Origin of the sequence: Anaerotignum propionicum DSM 1682 (assembly GCF_001561955.1) — a bacterium.
In the GTDB taxonomy this organism is placed as follows: Bacteria; Bacillota; Clostridia; order Lachnospirales; family Anaerotignaceae; genus Chakrabartyella; species Chakrabartyella propionicum.
Genome location: NZ_CP014223.1, coordinates 2,039,046 through 2,054,188, shown reverse-complemented (window position 1 = coordinate 2,054,188; position 15,143 = coordinate 2,039,046). Strand labels below are relative to the sequence as shown.

17 protein-coding genes and 1 pseudogene are annotated in these 15,143 nt (G+C 37.5%); 12 read left to right on the top strand and 6 right to left on the bottom strand.

Annotation, left to right across the window (positions count from 1 at the left end; genetic code table 11):
• The first annotated feature begins 47 nt into the window (after nt 1-47).
• The 4 genes from CPRO_RS09505 to CPRO_RS09490 all read left to right on the top strand — a co-directional run bounded on the left by CPRO_RS09505 (nt 48) and on the right by CPRO_RS09490 (nt 3,372).
• A complete protein-coding gene (locus tag CPRO_RS09505; RefSeq protein WP_066050925.1) occupies nt 48-596 on the top strand; it encodes a hypothetical protein in 549 nt (182 codons plus the stop codon).
• 99 nt (nt 597-695) lie between these two features.
• Nucleotides 696-1,262 (top strand): DUF6550 family protein, encoded by a 567-nt coding sequence (locus tag CPRO_RS09500; RefSeq protein ID WP_082754310.1) that lies wholly within the window; start codon nt 696-698, stop codon nt 1,260-1,262.
• Between the two features lie 65 nt (nt 1,263-1,327).
• Nucleotides 1,328-3,016, top strand: a complete 1,689-nt coding sequence (locus tag CPRO_RS09495; RefSeq protein WP_066050922.1) for a DUF8193 domain-containing protein — start codon at nt 1,328-1,330, stop codon at nt 3,014-3,016.
• 17 nt (nt 3,017-3,033) lie between these two features.
• A complete protein-coding gene (locus CPRO_RS09490; RefSeq protein WP_066050919.1) occupies nt 3,034-3,372 on the top strand; it encodes a DUF3852 domain-containing protein in 339 nt (112 codons plus the stop codon).
• Between the two features lie 121 nt (nt 3,373-3,493).
• Here the strand turns inward: CPRO_RS09490 and CPRO_RS09485 are convergent, their stop codons facing one another.
• The 5 genes and pseudogenes from CPRO_RS09485 to CPRO_RS09465 form a co-directional block, all read right to left on the bottom strand.
• Entirely contained in the window at nt 3,494-4,237 is a 744-nt protein-coding gene (locus CPRO_RS09485; protein ID WP_066050917.1) for an ABC transporter permease, read from the bottom strand.
• Nucleotides 4,224-4,958 carry an ABC transporter ATP-binding protein gene (locus CPRO_RS09480; RefSeq protein ID WP_066050914.1) on the bottom strand — a complete coding sequence of 245 codons (735 nt, stop codon included), beginning with the start codon at nt 4,956-4,958 and terminating at the stop codon, nt 4,224-4,226. Before CPRO_RS09480 ends, CPRO_RS09485 begins: the two co-directional genes overlap by 14 nt.
• A gap of 56 nt (nt 4,959-5,014) precedes the next feature.
• Nucleotides 5,015-5,773 carry a MerR family transcriptional regulator gene (locus CPRO_RS09475; RefSeq protein ID WP_072743617.1) on the bottom strand — a complete coding sequence of 253 codons (759 nt, stop codon included), beginning with the start codon at nt 5,771-5,773 and terminating at the stop codon, nt 5,015-5,017.
• 288 nt (nt 5,774-6,061) lie between these two features.
• A pseudogene (abc-f, locus tag CPRO_RS16160) lies at nt 6,062-7,527 on the bottom strand (ribosomal protection-like ABC-F family protein).
• Between the two features lie 503 nt (nt 7,528-8,030).
• Entirely contained in the window at nt 8,031-8,669 is a 639-nt protein-coding gene (locus CPRO_RS09465) for a type 1 glutamine amidotransferase family protein (RefSeq protein ID WP_066050907.1), read from the bottom strand.
• Between the two features lie 106 nt (nt 8,670-8,775).
• Here CPRO_RS09465 and CPRO_RS09460 point away from each other — a divergent pair, with 106 nt between their 5' ends.
• The 6 genes from CPRO_RS09460 (at nt 8,776) to CPRO_RS09435 (ending at nt 12,474) form a co-directional block, all read left to right on the top strand.
• The gene (locus CPRO_RS09460; protein ID WP_066050904.1) at nt 8,776-9,708 is read left to right on the top strand and encodes a helix-turn-helix transcriptional regulator; all 933 of its coding nucleotides are present in this window, start codon (nt 8,776-8,778) and stop codon (nt 9,706-9,708) included.
• Between the two features lie 178 nt (nt 9,709-9,886).
• Nucleotides 9,887-10,780 (top strand): helix-turn-helix transcriptional regulator, encoded by an 894-nt coding sequence (locus tag CPRO_RS09455; RefSeq protein WP_066050901.1) that lies wholly within the window; start codon nt 9,887-9,889, stop codon nt 10,778-10,780.
• Between the two features lie 67 nt (nt 10,781-10,847).
• Nucleotides 10,848-11,288 carry a GyrI-like domain-containing protein gene (locus CPRO_RS09450; RefSeq protein ID WP_066050899.1) on the top strand — a complete coding sequence of 147 codons (441 nt, stop codon included), beginning with the start codon at nt 10,848-10,850 and terminating at the stop codon, nt 11,286-11,288.
• Between the two features lie 16 nt (nt 11,289-11,304).
• Nucleotides 11,305-11,694 carry a VOC family protein gene (locus CPRO_RS09445; protein WP_066050896.1) on the top strand — a complete coding sequence of 130 codons (390 nt, stop codon included), beginning with the start codon at nt 11,305-11,307 and terminating at the stop codon, nt 11,692-11,694.
• Between the two features lie 26 nt (nt 11,695-11,720).
• The gene (locus CPRO_RS09440; protein ID WP_066050894.1) at nt 11,721-12,065 is read left to right on the top strand and encodes a TfoX/Sxy family protein; all 345 of its coding nucleotides are present in this window, start codon (nt 11,721-11,723) and stop codon (nt 12,063-12,065) included.
• Complete coding sequence (locus tag CPRO_RS09435; RefSeq protein WP_066050891.1) at nt 12,055-12,474, top strand: pyridoxamine 5'-phosphate oxidase family protein; 420 nt, start codon at nt 12,055-12,057, stop codon at nt 12,472-12,474. The genes CPRO_RS09440 and CPRO_RS09435 overlap by 11 nt, the downstream gene beginning before the upstream one ends.
• Nucleotides 12,475-12,621: 147 nt before the next feature.
• Here CPRO_RS09435 and CPRO_RS09430 read toward each other — a convergent pair whose 3' ends face one another.
• Nucleotides 12,622-14,172, bottom strand: a complete 1,551-nt coding sequence (locus CPRO_RS09430) for a hypothetical protein (RefSeq protein ID WP_200777665.1) — start codon at nt 14,170-14,172, stop codon at nt 12,622-12,624.
• 236 nt (nt 14,173-14,408) lie between these two features.
• On the opposite strand from CPRO_RS09430, the gene CPRO_RS09425 reads away from it, so the two are divergent.
• On the top strand, nt 14,409-14,702 hold the full coding sequence (locus CPRO_RS09425; protein WP_066050887.1) for a 4-oxalocrotonate tautomerase: 294 nt from the start codon (nt 14,409-14,411) through the stop codon (nt 14,700-14,702).
• A gap of 124 nt (nt 14,703-14,826) precedes the next feature.
• The gene (locus CPRO_RS09420) at nt 14,827-15,129 is read left to right on the top strand and encodes a DUF6809 family protein (protein WP_066050884.1); all 303 of its coding nucleotides are present in this window, start codon (nt 14,827-14,829) and stop codon (nt 15,127-15,129) included.
• Nucleotides 15,130-15,143: the final 14 nt, after the last annotated feature.

Here is a 15,143-nt window from a genome sequence, read left to right as displayed (position 1 = left end):
TAGTTTAAGTTTTGTGCCTGCGGTTGAACTTAGCGGAAAGGAGAAAAATGGTAAATAAACGATTAAAACCACTGAAAAACAATCGTGGCAACGGCTATCCTTTTGCTGTTGCCATCACTCTTTGCCTTGTTTTGATTTTTACAGGCATTTCAGAATATTTTCGCTTGATGATTGTTGCACAAGGTGTGAGAGATGCTTTGCAGGATGCAGTCATTTCTACTGTGGTAGAAAATTATGATGATGTGTATCATGGAGTGCGTGAGGGGTATTCGGGAGGGTATCAACCAACTGCCGAGGACTTTGAGGAATCCATTGATTATGGGAATATTTATGATAAAATGGATAATATACTTGGTCTGACTAAAAACGGTGGGTATCACGAAAAAAATGCCTCTGGCAGTGAAACACAGTTTAAAATATGGAATTTGGACGTGGTGATTCGTAATGCACCCTTCGCAGATAGTGATAGGGCTGACAAAAGATTTGAGATTGACAGTACTGTTATGCTGGAAGTTCCTGTTTCTTTTGGAGGCAAACTACTACCTCACATGAAGATAAAGGTGAAAAACAGTGCCGGGTATACTCCAAAATTTTAACTATTCAATAGCTATATAAATAATGTTAGACTTTCAGATTTTCTTGTGGTAGTGTGTGGCTTGTAAGGGTAGATACATATACAAGGAGGCGAACAGCTTATGAAAAATATGAATGAAAAAACAAAGAAATGGATCATAGTGGCAGGTGGCCTTGCCATTTGTGCTGTGCTCGTAATGGCGATTGCAGGGCGGTTCAGCAAACCAGCTACAGAAGATGCATTACTTCCAATACAGAGTGCTGATGGGAAAGATATAGTAGTAGATGAATCAAATAATATAGAAAAAGAAAACCAGATTATAGTATCGCCAATTGAAGTTTCTGAACAAGTAGATGATGGAAACGGTGCTGTGGATCAGGGAACGGAGCAGACGATTCAAGACGATGCTGAAAAGCCAATTTATACCGAAGAAGAGCTTACAAATCCTGACCAAAAGCCAAATGGAGATGAAGTAACAGAGCAGGATATATCAGTTGACCATGATAAGGTGCAAACACCTTCAGAGACACCAAAACAGGACAATCAGCCACAAAGCGGAGATAAAAAAGATGGTCAAATTTATGTGCCGGGATTCGGATGGATAGAAGATGAAGGTGGCGGAGGCGAAGCAACTGTCGGCAAAAGTGATGGTGATATTAATAAACAGGTGGGTATTATGGGTGAATAAATATAGTAAATAAAATGCACTGCTAATAAGCAGTGCATTTTTGTTTGCAGAAAGGAAAAATAAAAATGAAGAAATGTTCTAAAACATCCGTTGCGTTAACAATCATATTATCTCTTCTAGTTTCTACAACAGCATTTGCTGTTGGCGACGGAAATATTGATGCTGGAGGTGGTGGTATGGACAATGGGACAAGTGTCAATGTATGGTCTCCAGGAAATGATGGTGTCCGAGTAACAGTTGTTCGTGCCAGTGATTATACGGTTGTTACTACACCGATTGACCTAACAAACAAGTCACCAAATAATATTCAAATGCATTTTGGCAAAGTAAGTAAAATTCAATATAGTGAGGGGGTTGGATTAACGCCTTTAACAAGTAAATATCGGTATATAAATCCTCCACAATCGATGCCCACAATTATAAGCGACAAGGGAAACAGCAATATCGACGCAATCAAGAAATATTTTTGTTCGGAATACATTGTTCAGATGATTGCCAACCATACGGGCATGAACTATGACATTCTTATTGGAGGAGAATATAAACTACTTCTCGAACCAATTGCCTATTACAAATTTGAGGGTGTAATGATTGCAACTACAGCAACAGAGGCAGCGATGTATGATGAGCAAATCAGTGGACTGCTCAGACGAAGAATGGTGGCTCTTTCTCATCAAAATTTACCCCTTGCTATGTTTTTGGAGGTTTCAGATTTAGGCTATCCTGCATGGAAAGGAAGTACATCAAAAGCCGCCTCCAATGCAGATATCAAATCATCACTTGGACTTGGGGTTGTACGTTTTACAGAGTTGCCGGAATCTCCTGAAATTGTAACCCAAGATTATGAGTATCGTGTAAATACAGAAGTTATTACGGCAGTTACTGTCAGTGGAGGGCAAAGTGACCCAGATAACCCAACTAGAGTCACTTTTTCCATCGACGGCAGAACATACAATGTAGGGAATGTGTATTATCCTGAGGGTGATAGTCAGCTTGCGTGGGTAAAATGGACAACGCCAGATATAGAGCAGGACATGGTGATTCATGTATCCGTGGAAGGCCCAGGTGGAACAGATAAAACTACCATTCACTGTAAGATTGTCGATCTTGATAAGAATCCTCCTCCAAACCCTATTGCTGATGATAGAAACGACACATTTTTGCCAGTATCTGTTCCTAAGCGTGCAGAAATGACAAGAGCAGACTGGAGCGTTTGGGATCCTTGGTGGCAAGAATATTGGGTATGGCATGGTGATGATGAGGACGGATATTGGTGTGACCACGGGTGGTGGGAGTTCGATCTCGATAAGTATTATGCTAGATTTTCAGCTAATATGAATATCCGATGTGACAGTAAAAATCCAACTGCCAGTGGTGGAGTAATGAAGTCAGGATACGGCATCAATGAAACCGTAACGGCATCGGTAAGCAGTAACCAAAGCTCTGCAATTACATATCCGCAGACTGCTGTAAGCTATTTTCCTGAGTTTGGATACGAAACCTATTGGAGACTTTTGGATAGGATGAAAGATGGATCATCAACTAGCTTTGAGTTTCAAAATAATAAGTATTCCACCTATAAAAATAGAACCCATTTCACACCGATTTGGATGCCAGACGGCAATTATACAGTAAACACTTGGGCAGCAGATAGCTGGACGCCAGTAGGAATGCTGTCAATGAATTTAACTGATAGCTTAACAATAAAGGGGAATTTATGGCAGGATTGGCATGTGGCACCTCTGAAGCCATAAAGGGAGGGATAGAATGTATGAAAAAATACAAAAAACTTGCAGTTATAATCACAGTATTGCTTGTTTGCCTGTTCTACAGTATAACGGCATTTGCAGCAGGAACGGGAGATGTAGCGGGAGCTATTGAAGGAACATGGACGACGGCATCGGGGCAAATCAAAACTGTGGTGAATAAAGTAATCTTTCCAGCAATTGACCTCATTCTTGCGGTGTTTTTCTTTGCCAAGCTTGGGATGACGTACTTTGATTTTCGAAAACATGGTCAATTTGAGTGGAGTGGCCCAGCAATTTTGTTTGCCTGTTTGGTATTTACATTAACGGCCCCTCTGTATATTTGGTCTATACTCGGATTATGATGTTAAGAAGAAAGAGGATAACCTCGTCGAAAATTATGAAGTTATCCTCTTTTAAATTGATTAAAATTAGCTCAAGCTGTGACTAAGGTGGATTACAAAATGCCGGCGATTTCACTTCTTATCACTCCCATTTAAAAAACTTAATTGCGATTAATGAGCAAATAAATGTGATAACAATCATGATGATTATTGGTAGTATAGCATTACCAACAGGCAATCCAAGTGTAGCGGATTTCAATATCTTTATGCCTTGTGTAAGCGGTAGAATATCAACAATTTTTTGCATTGCAGTTGGCATTACTTCGTAGGGTAAAGTTGCACCCGAAAAAATCAGCATCGGAAAATACAGTAAACTTGCAACCATTCCCGCTACTTTAGAATCCTTTGAAATGCCACCCACCATCATACCGATAGAAAACATTGAAATCATAACTAAAAGCCAACCGAGAATAAACTGATAAATACTGCCTTGCATACGAAACTTGAAAAATGCAGTTGCGACAATAAACAGTGTGGCTAATGATACTAACGAGTAAAGCGCATAGATTGTAACCTGAACAAGTAAGATAATTGTAGGCTTCACAGGTGTTACCTTAAATCTTTTCAAAATATGCTTGCTTCGATAGTCTGAAATAACTAACGGCAGGCCCATAACTCCACCAGCACAGATAGCAATAGTGGCTATTGCTCCAAATGATTGTTCTAAAAATGTGTAATCAGCCCCCACAAAGGCCGGCTTGTTGCTATAAATAACGCCAAGTACAACAAGTACAACAATTGGCATGCAAATAGCGAAAATAAACATATCCATTCCACGAAGCGATAGTCTGATTTCTGTTTTAAGCATTGTACTAAATGTTTTCATTTTCTGCTGCCTCCTCATGTGTGTACCAAAGATAAGCATCCTCAAATTTATCATAAGGACTTCCAGCAATGGCATCTTCGATTGTACCGTAAAAAACTAAATTACCTTTTCTGAGGATACATATTTCATCACAAAGAACTTCAACCTCATCCATAAAATGAGAGGTTAATAGAATAGTGAGTCCTTGATCCTTTAATTCTTTTAAAATATGCCAAACATCTCGTCTTGCTCGTGCATCAAGACCTGTTGTAAGCTCATCAAGAAAAACCACCTCTGGATTTGGAATAAGTGCAAGTATGATAAACAACCGTTGCTTTTGACCACCTGATAGTTCTTTTACTAAGGTTCTGGATTTGTCAGCAATACCGAATTTTTTAAGTAGAGTAAGATAATCGGTGGCATTCTTATAAAGAGATGATGTCACCTCACAAAGCTCTCCAACACGAATGTTTTCTTGATAATTTGCCTCTTGAAACTGAATACCAACATTTTGAAACAATTCCTTCCGATTTGCTTTTGGATTTAATCCTAAAATTGAAACTGCTCCATTTTCCATAGGTTTTGTTCCAAGTATACATTCAATTGTCGTGCTTTTACCTGCTCCATTTGCTCCAAGCAATCCAAAAGCAGTACCTTTTTTTACAGTAAAGCTTAAGTTAGTTACTGCTTTTAGCTGTCCGTATGATTTTGATAGATTTTCTACCTTAATAATATCATCCATTTTCATAGCCTCCTTTTCGTAATATAAAAAGAATAACACCAAACAAAAGTCTGGTGTTAAAGTGGAGGGTTTGAATATTTATTTTTCATTTCGTAAAGCATTGATTTTATAGCAATTGCATTTTCTTTTGCACTGCCCAAAGATACAATTAGCCTATCACAGGCTGATATGATCTCTTCGTTATAATCTGGTGTATTCAATACTGCGCTAATATCTGCTTTAGAATTTCTATCAAGTGCATTCATCATACGTAGAATTGCAGAAAGGGAATAGTTGGCACATTTGAGCGAACGGATTATTTTAAGTTTTCTGATATCATCATCAGTATAAACACGATAACCGTTTTCCTTTCGCTTGACTTTAAACAGTCCATTCATTTCCCAATTTCGGAGAGTATCCATTGATATTCCAAGTTTCTCAGATACTTCTTTTCTCTTTAAGGATTGTCGATTTTCTTGGCTACTTCCTTTAAGCAGTTCTTTTACTATTTCTACCGCTTCATTGGCATTATGAATTTCATTTCGAACTGAGTAAACATACTCTTTCGTTAGTTTAATTGCTTTATCAAATTCACATGATGCTGACAGCTTAACAATAGAAATTGCTTTTTTACGTAGCCCATTTTGAAGTACCTCAATCTGAAAAGCTGTCCGAGCCAGTTTGAACTGTTCAAGATGCAAATCTGTAAAGACACGGTATCCATTTTCTTTACGCATAGGTTTTGATATTAGATCTAAATCTTCATACATTCTCACTGTGTTCGGATGTATACCAATTATCATTGCAACTTGATTCGTTGTATATGTGTTTTCTATAATATCACCTACTTTCAATAGGAAGAAAAATTTATAATAATTTTAACATAGTAAAAAACTTGCTTCAACCTTCTAAATATGAATAGAGGATAGATCAATCGTGAAACTAAAAATTCGCTCACCGCCCTTTTGCAAGGAGACTCTGGACGATACTTGGATTGTGATGGTGAAATAAAAAGTAGGCAACCAAACTGTTAAAACAGAGTGGTTGCCTATACTTTAGATGAAATCAAGATTAGCTTTAGTAGCCCTGATTTAGACTCACTAAGATATTTGCTCATAACAATACTACAATAGCACAGTCTTTGTAGCAATTTTGTTACAGAACATTGCATCATGTTCTACGAAAATTATTGTAGGTTTAAACTCAAGTAACAGATTTTCTATCTGCATTCTTGAAATTACATCAATATAGTTAAGGGGTTCATCCCAAACAAGCAAATGAGCTTTTTCGCACAAGCTTTTTGCGATAAGAATTTTTTTCTTCTGTCCAGAACTAAAAAATTGAATCTCTTTTTCAAATTGAGAACGAGAAAAATCAAGCTTGATTAACATTGATCTAAATAGGTTTTCATCTATACTGTTATCATAGATGAAATCAGATAAGTGTCCTTGTAAGTCATCGGTGTTTTGGGAAACATAGGATATTTTGACCTGATTATTATTTTCCAATGTCCCGTTAAAAGTAATTGATTCTCCACATATCAGTTTGAGAATGCTGGATTTACCGCTTCCGTTTTTGCCACACAAAGCTACACGATCACCGATTTCAATATTAAATCCAATCTTTTCGCAAACAGATACACCATTATAAAAAATCGAAATGTCCGATAATGTAATTAGTGTATCATTATAAAAACTCAACTGATGAATTTGAAGTGATTCAGATGGTTCAATGTTCTTCAAAAGTTTGGATTTTGCTTCAATCGCATCGTTTTGGTGCTTCTCAATCGTCTTTGACCGTTTCATCATTTTTGCAGCTTTATGACCTATATATCCTCTATCCGCTGATCCGCTTCCAAATTTTGATGCTTCAATACGATGAGACCAAGTTGCTTTTTCTTTTGCGCTGGTTTTTAATCGACTAATTTCTTTTTTAGTTTTTCATTTGTAGTAATTTCAAAATTATCTATACGCTTTTTATTTTCAAACCAAGAAGAAAAATTTCCTTGTTGGATTTCTATTGAAGTGCGATTGATAGAAAGAATATGATCCACAGAACTATCAAGAAAAGCACGGTCATGTGAAACAAGGATAAACCCTTTCTTTTTATTCAGATAGTTGCTTACAATTTCTCTACCTTTTTGATCGAGATGATTAGTTGGCTCATCAATTAACAAAAAAGAATTATCTTTTAAGAACAATGTAGCCAGTAGTAGTTTGGTCTGTTCGCCGTTTGAAAGTGTAGAGAACGGACGATAGAGTATTTCTTCAGATACCTCTAAATAATTCAGCTCACGAATAAGCATCCAATATTCATAATCGGGAATTAAATTTTCCACAACATCAAGTGCGTTCATTGTTGTATCCGAAACATGAAATGGAAAATACTGAAAATTAACGGTGGAGGTTATCTTTCCGCTAAATTCATATTTACCCAACAGTAGATTCAAAAATGTTGTTTTGCCTTTTCCATTTCTTCCTATAAATCCTAATTTCCAATCTGTATCAATCTGAAAGTTTACATTTTCAAAAATATTTTCATAGCATCCTGGATAGGAAAAAGTTAAATTATTTACGTTAATTAATGACACTGTTTTGTCCTCCTTAAAAAAGTGGTCGCAAGAAAGTTAATTCTTACAACCACTACAAGACAAAACAATGCTTATAAAAAAGCACAGCTCAAGTATAGTAAAAGTTGAAAAAGCAGATAACCTTCTTGCACAGGCACAACAAAACAACGGCTCCTACCGTTTAACAGTTTTATTAGCCTTAAATAATTAGCAAGAAGTATTAATCATCTTTTCAACTCCAATCTGACATTTTGTTTTATTATAGCATGTGTAGAATAGAATATCAATACATAATAAATATGCTCCCTAAGGGGTAGTACTATTTACTATGGTTTACAGCGATGAACGAGAATTGCTGAATTGTGGAGCACTTGAGCTGCGTTCACCATCTTTTTGCAAGCATACCCTGGACTATACTTGGGATATGACGGTGAAAATATAACGAGGACAGCCTTGCTGATAGTGCAAGGCTGTCCTCAATTTCATACGGATTTAACAACTGTTCTGTTTAAGACAAAGGTGTATCAATTTTCATTGTTAGATGGCAAAGTCTGCATCAGCGCAAAGAAATGTTCAGGCTTACCGGTACTAAAATACTTGTACCAGGCTTCCAGTGTGTTTGATTGAAAAACGCTTAAGTGTTCAATGATTTGCTTTGCCCACAATAAGCCTCCGGTAGAACCCGCGGTAATGAGGTTGTTATCCGCTACAGACGAATCGTCTATATAAAAATTTTGGCCTTTATAACAGGGAGAAACCATTTCAAGAAATCCCGATCCATTACTGGTATGTGGACGATTATCCAAAAGCCCAACATTGGCAAGGGCAGCAGTGGCTCCACAGATTGCACCCACCACCGCACCTGCAGAAAGGAATTCACTTGCTCTTTCGATAATAGTTTCATGCTTTGTGTCGCTCCATGTATTTGCACCCGGCAATAGCAATGCACTTGTTTCATTTACAACCATATTGTCAATCAGGCAATCAGGCATAATTGTCAGTCCTCCCATTGTACGGATTGGCTCCTTAGAGCAACTAACCGTTTTGAGAGATATACTCTGTGCATCCTTTTTGAAAAAGCGAGCAGAATTTAGCTCCGAAGTAACATATCCCAATTCCCAGTCGGCTAAAGTATCAAGAATATAAACATAGATTGTAATCATAGATTTCCTCCATTTGATGGGTAATATTGTTTTGTTTGCTTTTTTATTGTATCATATGATTGTTGACAACTGTGTGGCAACAATTAAAAAAGGAGATATTGGTCCAATGAAAATAGACAGACTTGTTAGTATGATTATGATACTTCTGGATAAAGAACGGATAGGTGCACAGGAGTTAGCGGATATGTTTGAAGTTTCACCTCGCACAATCTACCGTGATATAGATACAATTAATATGGCAGGTATTCCTGTCCGCTCCACATCAGGAGTGGGTGGAGGATTTGAAATTATGCCAAACTATAAACTTGATAAAAAGGTTTTTTCCACTGATGATCTTTCTGCTCTCTTAATGGGGCTTTCCAGCCTTTCAAACACAGTACGAGGTGATGAATTGGTAAATGCCCTTGCAAAAGTTAAGAGCTTTATCCCTGCCGATAAGGCGAAAGACATAGAATTAAAAGCAAATCAAATTCATATAGATTTGAGCCCTTGGATGGGTAACAGGAATATCCAACCGTATTTGGAAATTGTAAAAACAGCCTTACAGGAAAGCAGGCTACTTTCGTTTCAATATTCAGCTCACCACGGAAATAAAACTTCACGAGTAGTCGAGCCGTATCAGCTTGTATTGAAAAATAGTCATTGGTACTTTCAAGGCTACTGCCATAAGAGGAGTGATTATCGCTTATTCAAACTATCGCGCATATCAAATCTACAAATAAAAGAGGAATCTTTTATGCCACGAGATTATCAGAAACCGATTTTAGAATTTTCGGATATTTTAGAAACAATACAAACAAAAATTAAAATTCGCATTCATAAAGCTGTGATGGATAGGGTGCTTGATTTTTGTGCTTATGAAGAATTTGCTCCAGATGGCGATGAGTATTATATTGTTGATTTCCCTTTTATAGAGAACGATTACTATTTTGATATTCTTCTTAGTTTTGGAAATAAATGTGAGTGTTTAGAGCCGTTATATATACGCACAGAAATGAAACGCAGAATACACGATATCGCTGTCTTGTACGAAAACTGAAATATGGATATTTTTATGGCTGAAGAAAAAGATAGTAAGTCAAATAAACCACCGTTCTTATGCAAGAATTGACTGGACGATTTTGGCGATGCAGTATTACGAATGATAGTTAATTATTTTAATATGCCTTGCAGATGTCATATTATCATCTTATAATAAAAGCAGTAGAGGTGATAATATGCAGATTAATAGGCTGTTTGAAATGATTTATTTACTCCTGAACAAAGAAAGTATGACCGCCGGGGAGCTTGCCACGCACTTTGAGGTTTCTCCCCGCACCATTTACCGGGATGTGGAGCTTCTATCCTCGGCGGGAATACCTATTTATATGACAAAAGGAAAGGGCGGTGGAATTTCATTGCTCCCTGACTTCGTTCTCAATAAAACCGTACTGACCGATGGCGAAAAGTCAGATATCTTGGCAGCACTTCACGCGGTAGAGGCGGTCAATTTGGAGCAAACCAATACTGCGGTGCAAAAGCTGTCATCCTTGTTTGGAAGCACCAACGCCGATTGGGTTGAAGTCGATTTCTCTGGTTGGGCAAATGCTGAGGAGGAAGCACTGCTGTTCAGCCAGCTCAAAACCGCCATTCTTGGAAAGATAAAAGTGGTATTTCATTATCACAGCAGTGAGGGTAGTACACAGCGTACAGTAGAACCCATGAAACTCTGCTTTAAGGGGCAAAGCTGGTATCTTTATGCTTTCTGCACAGTGCGTCAGGATTATCGCTTTTTTAAGCTGCGGCGAATGAAAGAGCTGGAGCTGATGGATGATCACTTTGAACGTACCGCCCCTGCAAAGATATTTGAAGACGACAAGATATTTCAAGATGATTTCGTAACCATCACGCTGAAGCTGTTAAAGAAAATGGCATATCGTGTATATGATGAGTTTTCGCAATACAAGACGCTCCCAGACGGTGATTTTATTGCACAGCTTACCATGCCCAGAGGCGATTGGGTCTATCAATATCTTGCGACTTTCGGTGAGCATTGTGAAATTTTAGAGCCAGAGGACATCCGTCTGCAAGTAAAAAAGAAACTGCAAAAAACGCTGGCACAATATTTATAATATGACACGCTGTTGTCAACTGGTCTTTGCTATGATGATAACATCAAAGACAAGGAGGACGATTAAAATGAACTATGAAGTTGTGCATTTAGAGGAAAAGATTATGGTTGGGGTAAGTGCTGCGACCAGCAACAGTGACCCTCAAATGGGGAAAATTATTGGCGGGCTTTGGGAGAAGTTGTACCAAGGCGGCATCAATGCCGTGATAAAAAACAAGGTAAATGAGTATGCCATCGGGCTCTATTCTGATTATACGGAGGATGGATATTGCGTAACGGTAGGAAATGAGGTTTCCAAGGCAGAAAATCCTGAGCTGACCATAAAATCAATCCCTGCCGGAAAATACGCTAAATTTTCTGTGCATGGACATATGGAAAGAGCCGTCTCCGATTCGTGGGGAGAGATTTGGCAGACGGATTTAGACCGCAGTTTCACAGGCGATTTCGAGGAATACCGAAATGCCGACCCGGAAAACTGTGATATTGATATTTACATTGCCCTGAAGTAAAAAGGAGGAAAAATGCATGAAATTAGATGGCTTTGGAATTTTCGTGAAAGATATGCCAACTATGGTGCGCTTTTACCGTGACGTACTTGGTTTTGAAATCAAAGAGGAAGATAATGCAAGCAATGTCTATCTGATGAAAGATGGAACTTTGTTTTTGCTTTATCGTAGAACCGATTTTGAGCAGATGGCAAAAAGGTCATTTTCTTATGCCAATGATATTAACGGCCATTATGAAATTGCAATGAGTGTCCCAAACTATACCGCAGTGGATGATACCTTTAAGCAAGTTGTTTCAAAAGGTGCGGTGCCTGTCTTAGAGCCTACAACAGAGCCATGGGGACAGCGGACTTGCTATATTGCAGATCCGGAGGGCAACCTAATTGAAATTGGCTCATTTACGAAATAAGTACCCATACGATTGGAGGATTGTGCATGGCATCATCAATGGATTATGTTTTGTACGTTTGCGAGCAGATGAGCCTTGCAGGATCTATTACCTACAAGAAAATGTTTGGCGACTACGCTGTTTATTGTGACGGTAAGTGTTTTGCCCTCGTTTGCGATAATCAGCTCTTTATCAGCCCCACCGAAGCAGGTTTGGGACTATTGCCTGAAGTTACCATGGGTATCCCCTATGACGGAGCAAAGCCCAGAATATTGCTGGAAGAAATTGAAGATAGGGATTTTTTGTGCAGGCTGGTACAGGAAACCTGTGCCCAATTGCCGATGACAAAGCCAAAAAAGAAAAAAGGAGAGTCAATGACAAATGGACTTTAAAAAAGAATATGAACGAATGATGGAAAAACAGACAGCAATGGCAATCGCAACGGCTGTGGATGGAGTGCCCAATGTACGCATTGTCAATTTTTATTACGATGAGGAGCTGAAAACCCTGTATTTCTCTACTTTCGGCAACAACCAAAAGGTTGTGGAACTTGGGGAAAATCCTCATGTCGCATTCACAACGATTCCGGAAAACGGAGAAGAACATGTGCGAGTAAAGGCTGGTGTTGTTAAAAAAAGCTCTGTTTCAGTTGAAACAATTAAGGCTAAGTTTCTATCGAAGATGCCGGAATACATTATGAGCATTCCTGATGTGCTCCCTGCGCTTATCTTGTTCGAAATAACCTTTGATGAGGCAGATGTGGTCATTGATTTTGAACACATGGAAACCATTGCGGTATAATTAGGATAACCCGGCTGATTTTTACAGCCGGGTTAGTTTTTGTAGATATTGAATTGCTGCCTTTATACAAGGATAATATTATCTTCGGTTAAGTAGTCAATGGTATGTCAAAGAGTATGCTCATAACAGGAAGATGCCAAAAAGCATTCATCTTGATAAAAATAAAAGCTGTTTTTCTATTTCAAGCCCAAGAAATCTATTTTTCTCAATTAAAAGTTCATTCAATCTCTGCTTCTCGTTTTCTGATGGCACAGCATACGAACGATTATATGAACAAATCCATCTGCTTATTTGTGTATGGCATAAAATTTCCAATTTTTCATAGTCACTGCCAAGTAGCATCAATGCGTAAATCAGTGATTTCCATTTCGAACTTGAAAATAAGAGAGTGGCACATTTTACCTTTACATTCTCATTGGAAGAAGCTTCTTGGAGTTGAAATATTCGTTCAAAATCATAACCTTTATTTTTTCTAAGTAGTAATGTTGTTGTCTTGATAATACCTGCATGTTGGGAAGACAACATCTCTGTTATACGAGGAATGAATTTTGCTGAATCCAAACGCATTAACGCAGTCATTGCCGCACGAATAATGGAAATACAGTCGTTTGCTAAATAATTTTCTATTAAATTGCAATCTTCATGTATGCCCACTTCACCTAATCCTAATAGACTGACAACTGGATCTGTGGGTAGATTATTGATATAAAGTTGCCGAACATCAATTACTCTTTCGCTTTTAGAAATAATACTACGAGCTAATGTTCGAACTTGTGTATTTCTATCCATCAGCATATTCTCAGATATATCTAAAGCAATATCAGGTTTATAGTCGTATAAGAAATGCAATGCCAATATGCGATTGGGTGGATATTTGTCTTTAAGAAATTGTCTACTCAATTCATCAAGATCCGCTTTTGTTTTTAAAAGCAGTTGAAAAACCATTTTTCTTAAAAAAGGATCTTGCTCATGTTTTATATGAGTAAGCAGACATTTATCGTCAATTTTAGGTAAATTACCAAGAACAGATATGCAAAATCGTCTTGCTCGTATTTCTCTGCTGTTTAGTCCTTTTTCTATCAAAGATTTATTGGATCCAAAGGCACTAACTATAATTGAAAGAATACTACTAAATTCACATCTCTCGCTTCTACGAAGTTTTTCCATAAGAGGCAGTGCATTAACTATCTCCTCATCACTTGCATTTATAAATCTTTTGGAAAGCAATAACAATGCCGATTGACGCACTTGATCAACCCAGTCGTTACATCTCAAAAGAATAAAGAGGAGTGATTCATTATGTGTCACAAGAGCATTTATAGCTTCTTCTCTAATATAGCCATTAGGATTAAAAGATGCAAAAATAAAAACTGTACGTTTCTCATTCTCAGACATTTGATTAGTAATAAATTTTTTGATATTTAATGCCCTCCAGTTGATACTCCATTCCACTGAAGTTGTTTCACGCATTCGTATATCGGTTTGGCAAAGTTCATCAAATGAAAGCTCATTTAAAAATTCATTTAATGCCTGAGCAGCCTTCAATTTATGTTTGTCAGAATCTTCTGCGAAGACGCAAAAAATCCATGGGAGATATCCCAAATCCCCTTTTTTTAGATGTTCAATATAACTATCTAAATGAGAAGAATAAAAGTTAAGTTTTTTATTAAAAAACATTGCATCACAGCCTTCCAACATAACTACCTTTTCAGAAAGTTTTCTGTAGATATTTAATATGAGTTTAACACAGTAAATTATCACTTTCAACCAACTCGTGATGAAGCTGTCCTTTTCAAGATTTCTATGGACTATATCGCTATGTAACAAAGTAAATGCTGTTGCTATTTACTTCACTTCTTGTTGGTATTGGATATAGCTTTCGCTTAGGATTTAGAGTATGCTTTGCTTGCAAAATTAAAAAAGGGGGGAATGGGATGAAAGAAACAAAAAGTTTATGTGCCAAAATTCCCATTGAATTGCACAATAGGGTAAGAACAAGCCAAGAAGAAAGCAGACTTACGCTAAACCAATATGTAGAAAAGTTGCTCATTGAATATTATCAAATGAAGGAGGGAAAAAGCATGGCCCAAACAAGGACACTTGCTTTGCAAATATCAGAGGAACTTTTCTTAAGGATTAAAAATCACCTTGATAAAAACCAGCATTTAACCCAAAAGGCATTTATCACAGAGCTCATTATAAAGGCTTTAGATGAAGCTGAGTTGTAATAAGATAATAATCAGTAGTAAGGATAGAAAATATCCTTGCTTTTTCATGTCAAGGTTGTTGGTTTTAGGTATAGCTAATATTCATTAATGATGCTATTGTGTTGTGCTGAAGGAGGTGAGAAAAATGCAGAAAGAGAAATTACTTAGTGAGCTGTACAACGGAAATTTGTGCCCCATAGCAAAGGAAGTGGTACAGGGAAGTGAATATCAAAAGTGCATGGCTGAGTTGGCTGAGATTGAAGAAAAATTTAGTGACCTGCTGGATGCAGAGGAGAAAGAAAAATTGCAAGACTTTGTTACAGCACAAGGAAAACTCTGTTGTATCAATGCTGAGGAACGATTTACGCAAGGCTTTCGCATGGGAGCAAAACTGATATTGGAAATAATGAATAAAGATGACGGAGAGCTGGAATTTTTGGAAAATTAGCACTCCGTCATTTT

Coding starts and splice junctions, on each gene's coding strand:
- CPRO_RS09460 (WP_066050904.1), top strand. CDS start 8,776: ATGAAAATAGACAGACTTGTTAGTATGATTATGATACTTCTGGATAAA.
- CPRO_RS09495 (WP_066050922.1), top strand. CDS start 1,328: ATGAAGAAATGTTCTAAAACATCCGTTGCGTTAACAATCATATTATCT.
- CPRO_RS09440 (WP_066050894.1), top strand. CDS start 11,721: ATGGCATCATCAATGGATTATGTTTTGTACGTTTGCGAGCAGATGAGC.
- CPRO_RS09430 (WP_200777665.1), bottom strand. CDS start 14,172: ATGTTGGAAGGCTGTGATGCAATGTTTTTTAATAAAAAACTTAACTTT.
- CPRO_RS09480 (WP_066050914.1), bottom strand. CDS start 4,958: ATGGATGATATTATTAAGGTAGAAAATCTATCAAAATCATACGGACAG.
- CPRO_RS09505 (WP_066050925.1), top strand. CDS start 48: ATGGTAAATAAACGATTAAAACCACTGAAAAACAATCGTGGCAACGGC.
- CPRO_RS09455 (WP_066050901.1), top strand. CDS start 9,887: ATGCAGATTAATAGGCTGTTTGAAATGATTTATTTACTCCTGAACAAA.
- CPRO_RS09420 (WP_066050884.1), top strand. CDS start 14,827: ATGCAGAAAGAGAAATTACTTAGTGAGCTGTACAACGGAAATTTGTGC.
- CPRO_RS09450 (WP_066050899.1), top strand. CDS start 10,848: ATGAACTATGAAGTTGTGCATTTAGAGGAAAAGATTATGGTTGGGGTA.
- CPRO_RS09465 (WP_066050907.1), bottom strand. CDS start 8,669: ATGATTACAATCTATGTTTATATTCTTGATACTTTAGCCGACTGGGAA.
- CPRO_RS09445 (WP_066050896.1), top strand. CDS start 11,305: ATGAAATTAGATGGCTTTGGAATTTTCGTGAAAGATATGCCAACTATG.
- CPRO_RS09490 (WP_066050919.1), top strand. CDS start 3,034: ATGAAAAAATACAAAAAACTTGCAGTTATAATCACAGTATTGCTTGTT.
- CPRO_RS09500 (WP_082754310.1), top strand. CDS start 696: ATGAAAAATATGAATGAAAAAACAAAGAAATGGATCATAGTGGCAGGT.
- CPRO_RS09435 (WP_066050891.1), top strand. CDS start 12,055: ATGGACTTTAAAAAAGAATATGAACGAATGATGGAAAAACAGACAGCA.
- CPRO_RS09425 (WP_066050887.1), top strand. CDS start 14,409: ATGAAAGAAACAAAAAGTTTATGTGCCAAAATTCCCATTGAATTGCAC.
- CPRO_RS09485 (WP_066050917.1), bottom strand. CDS start 4,237: ATGAAAACATTTAGTACAATGCTTAAAACAGAAATCAGACTATCGCTT.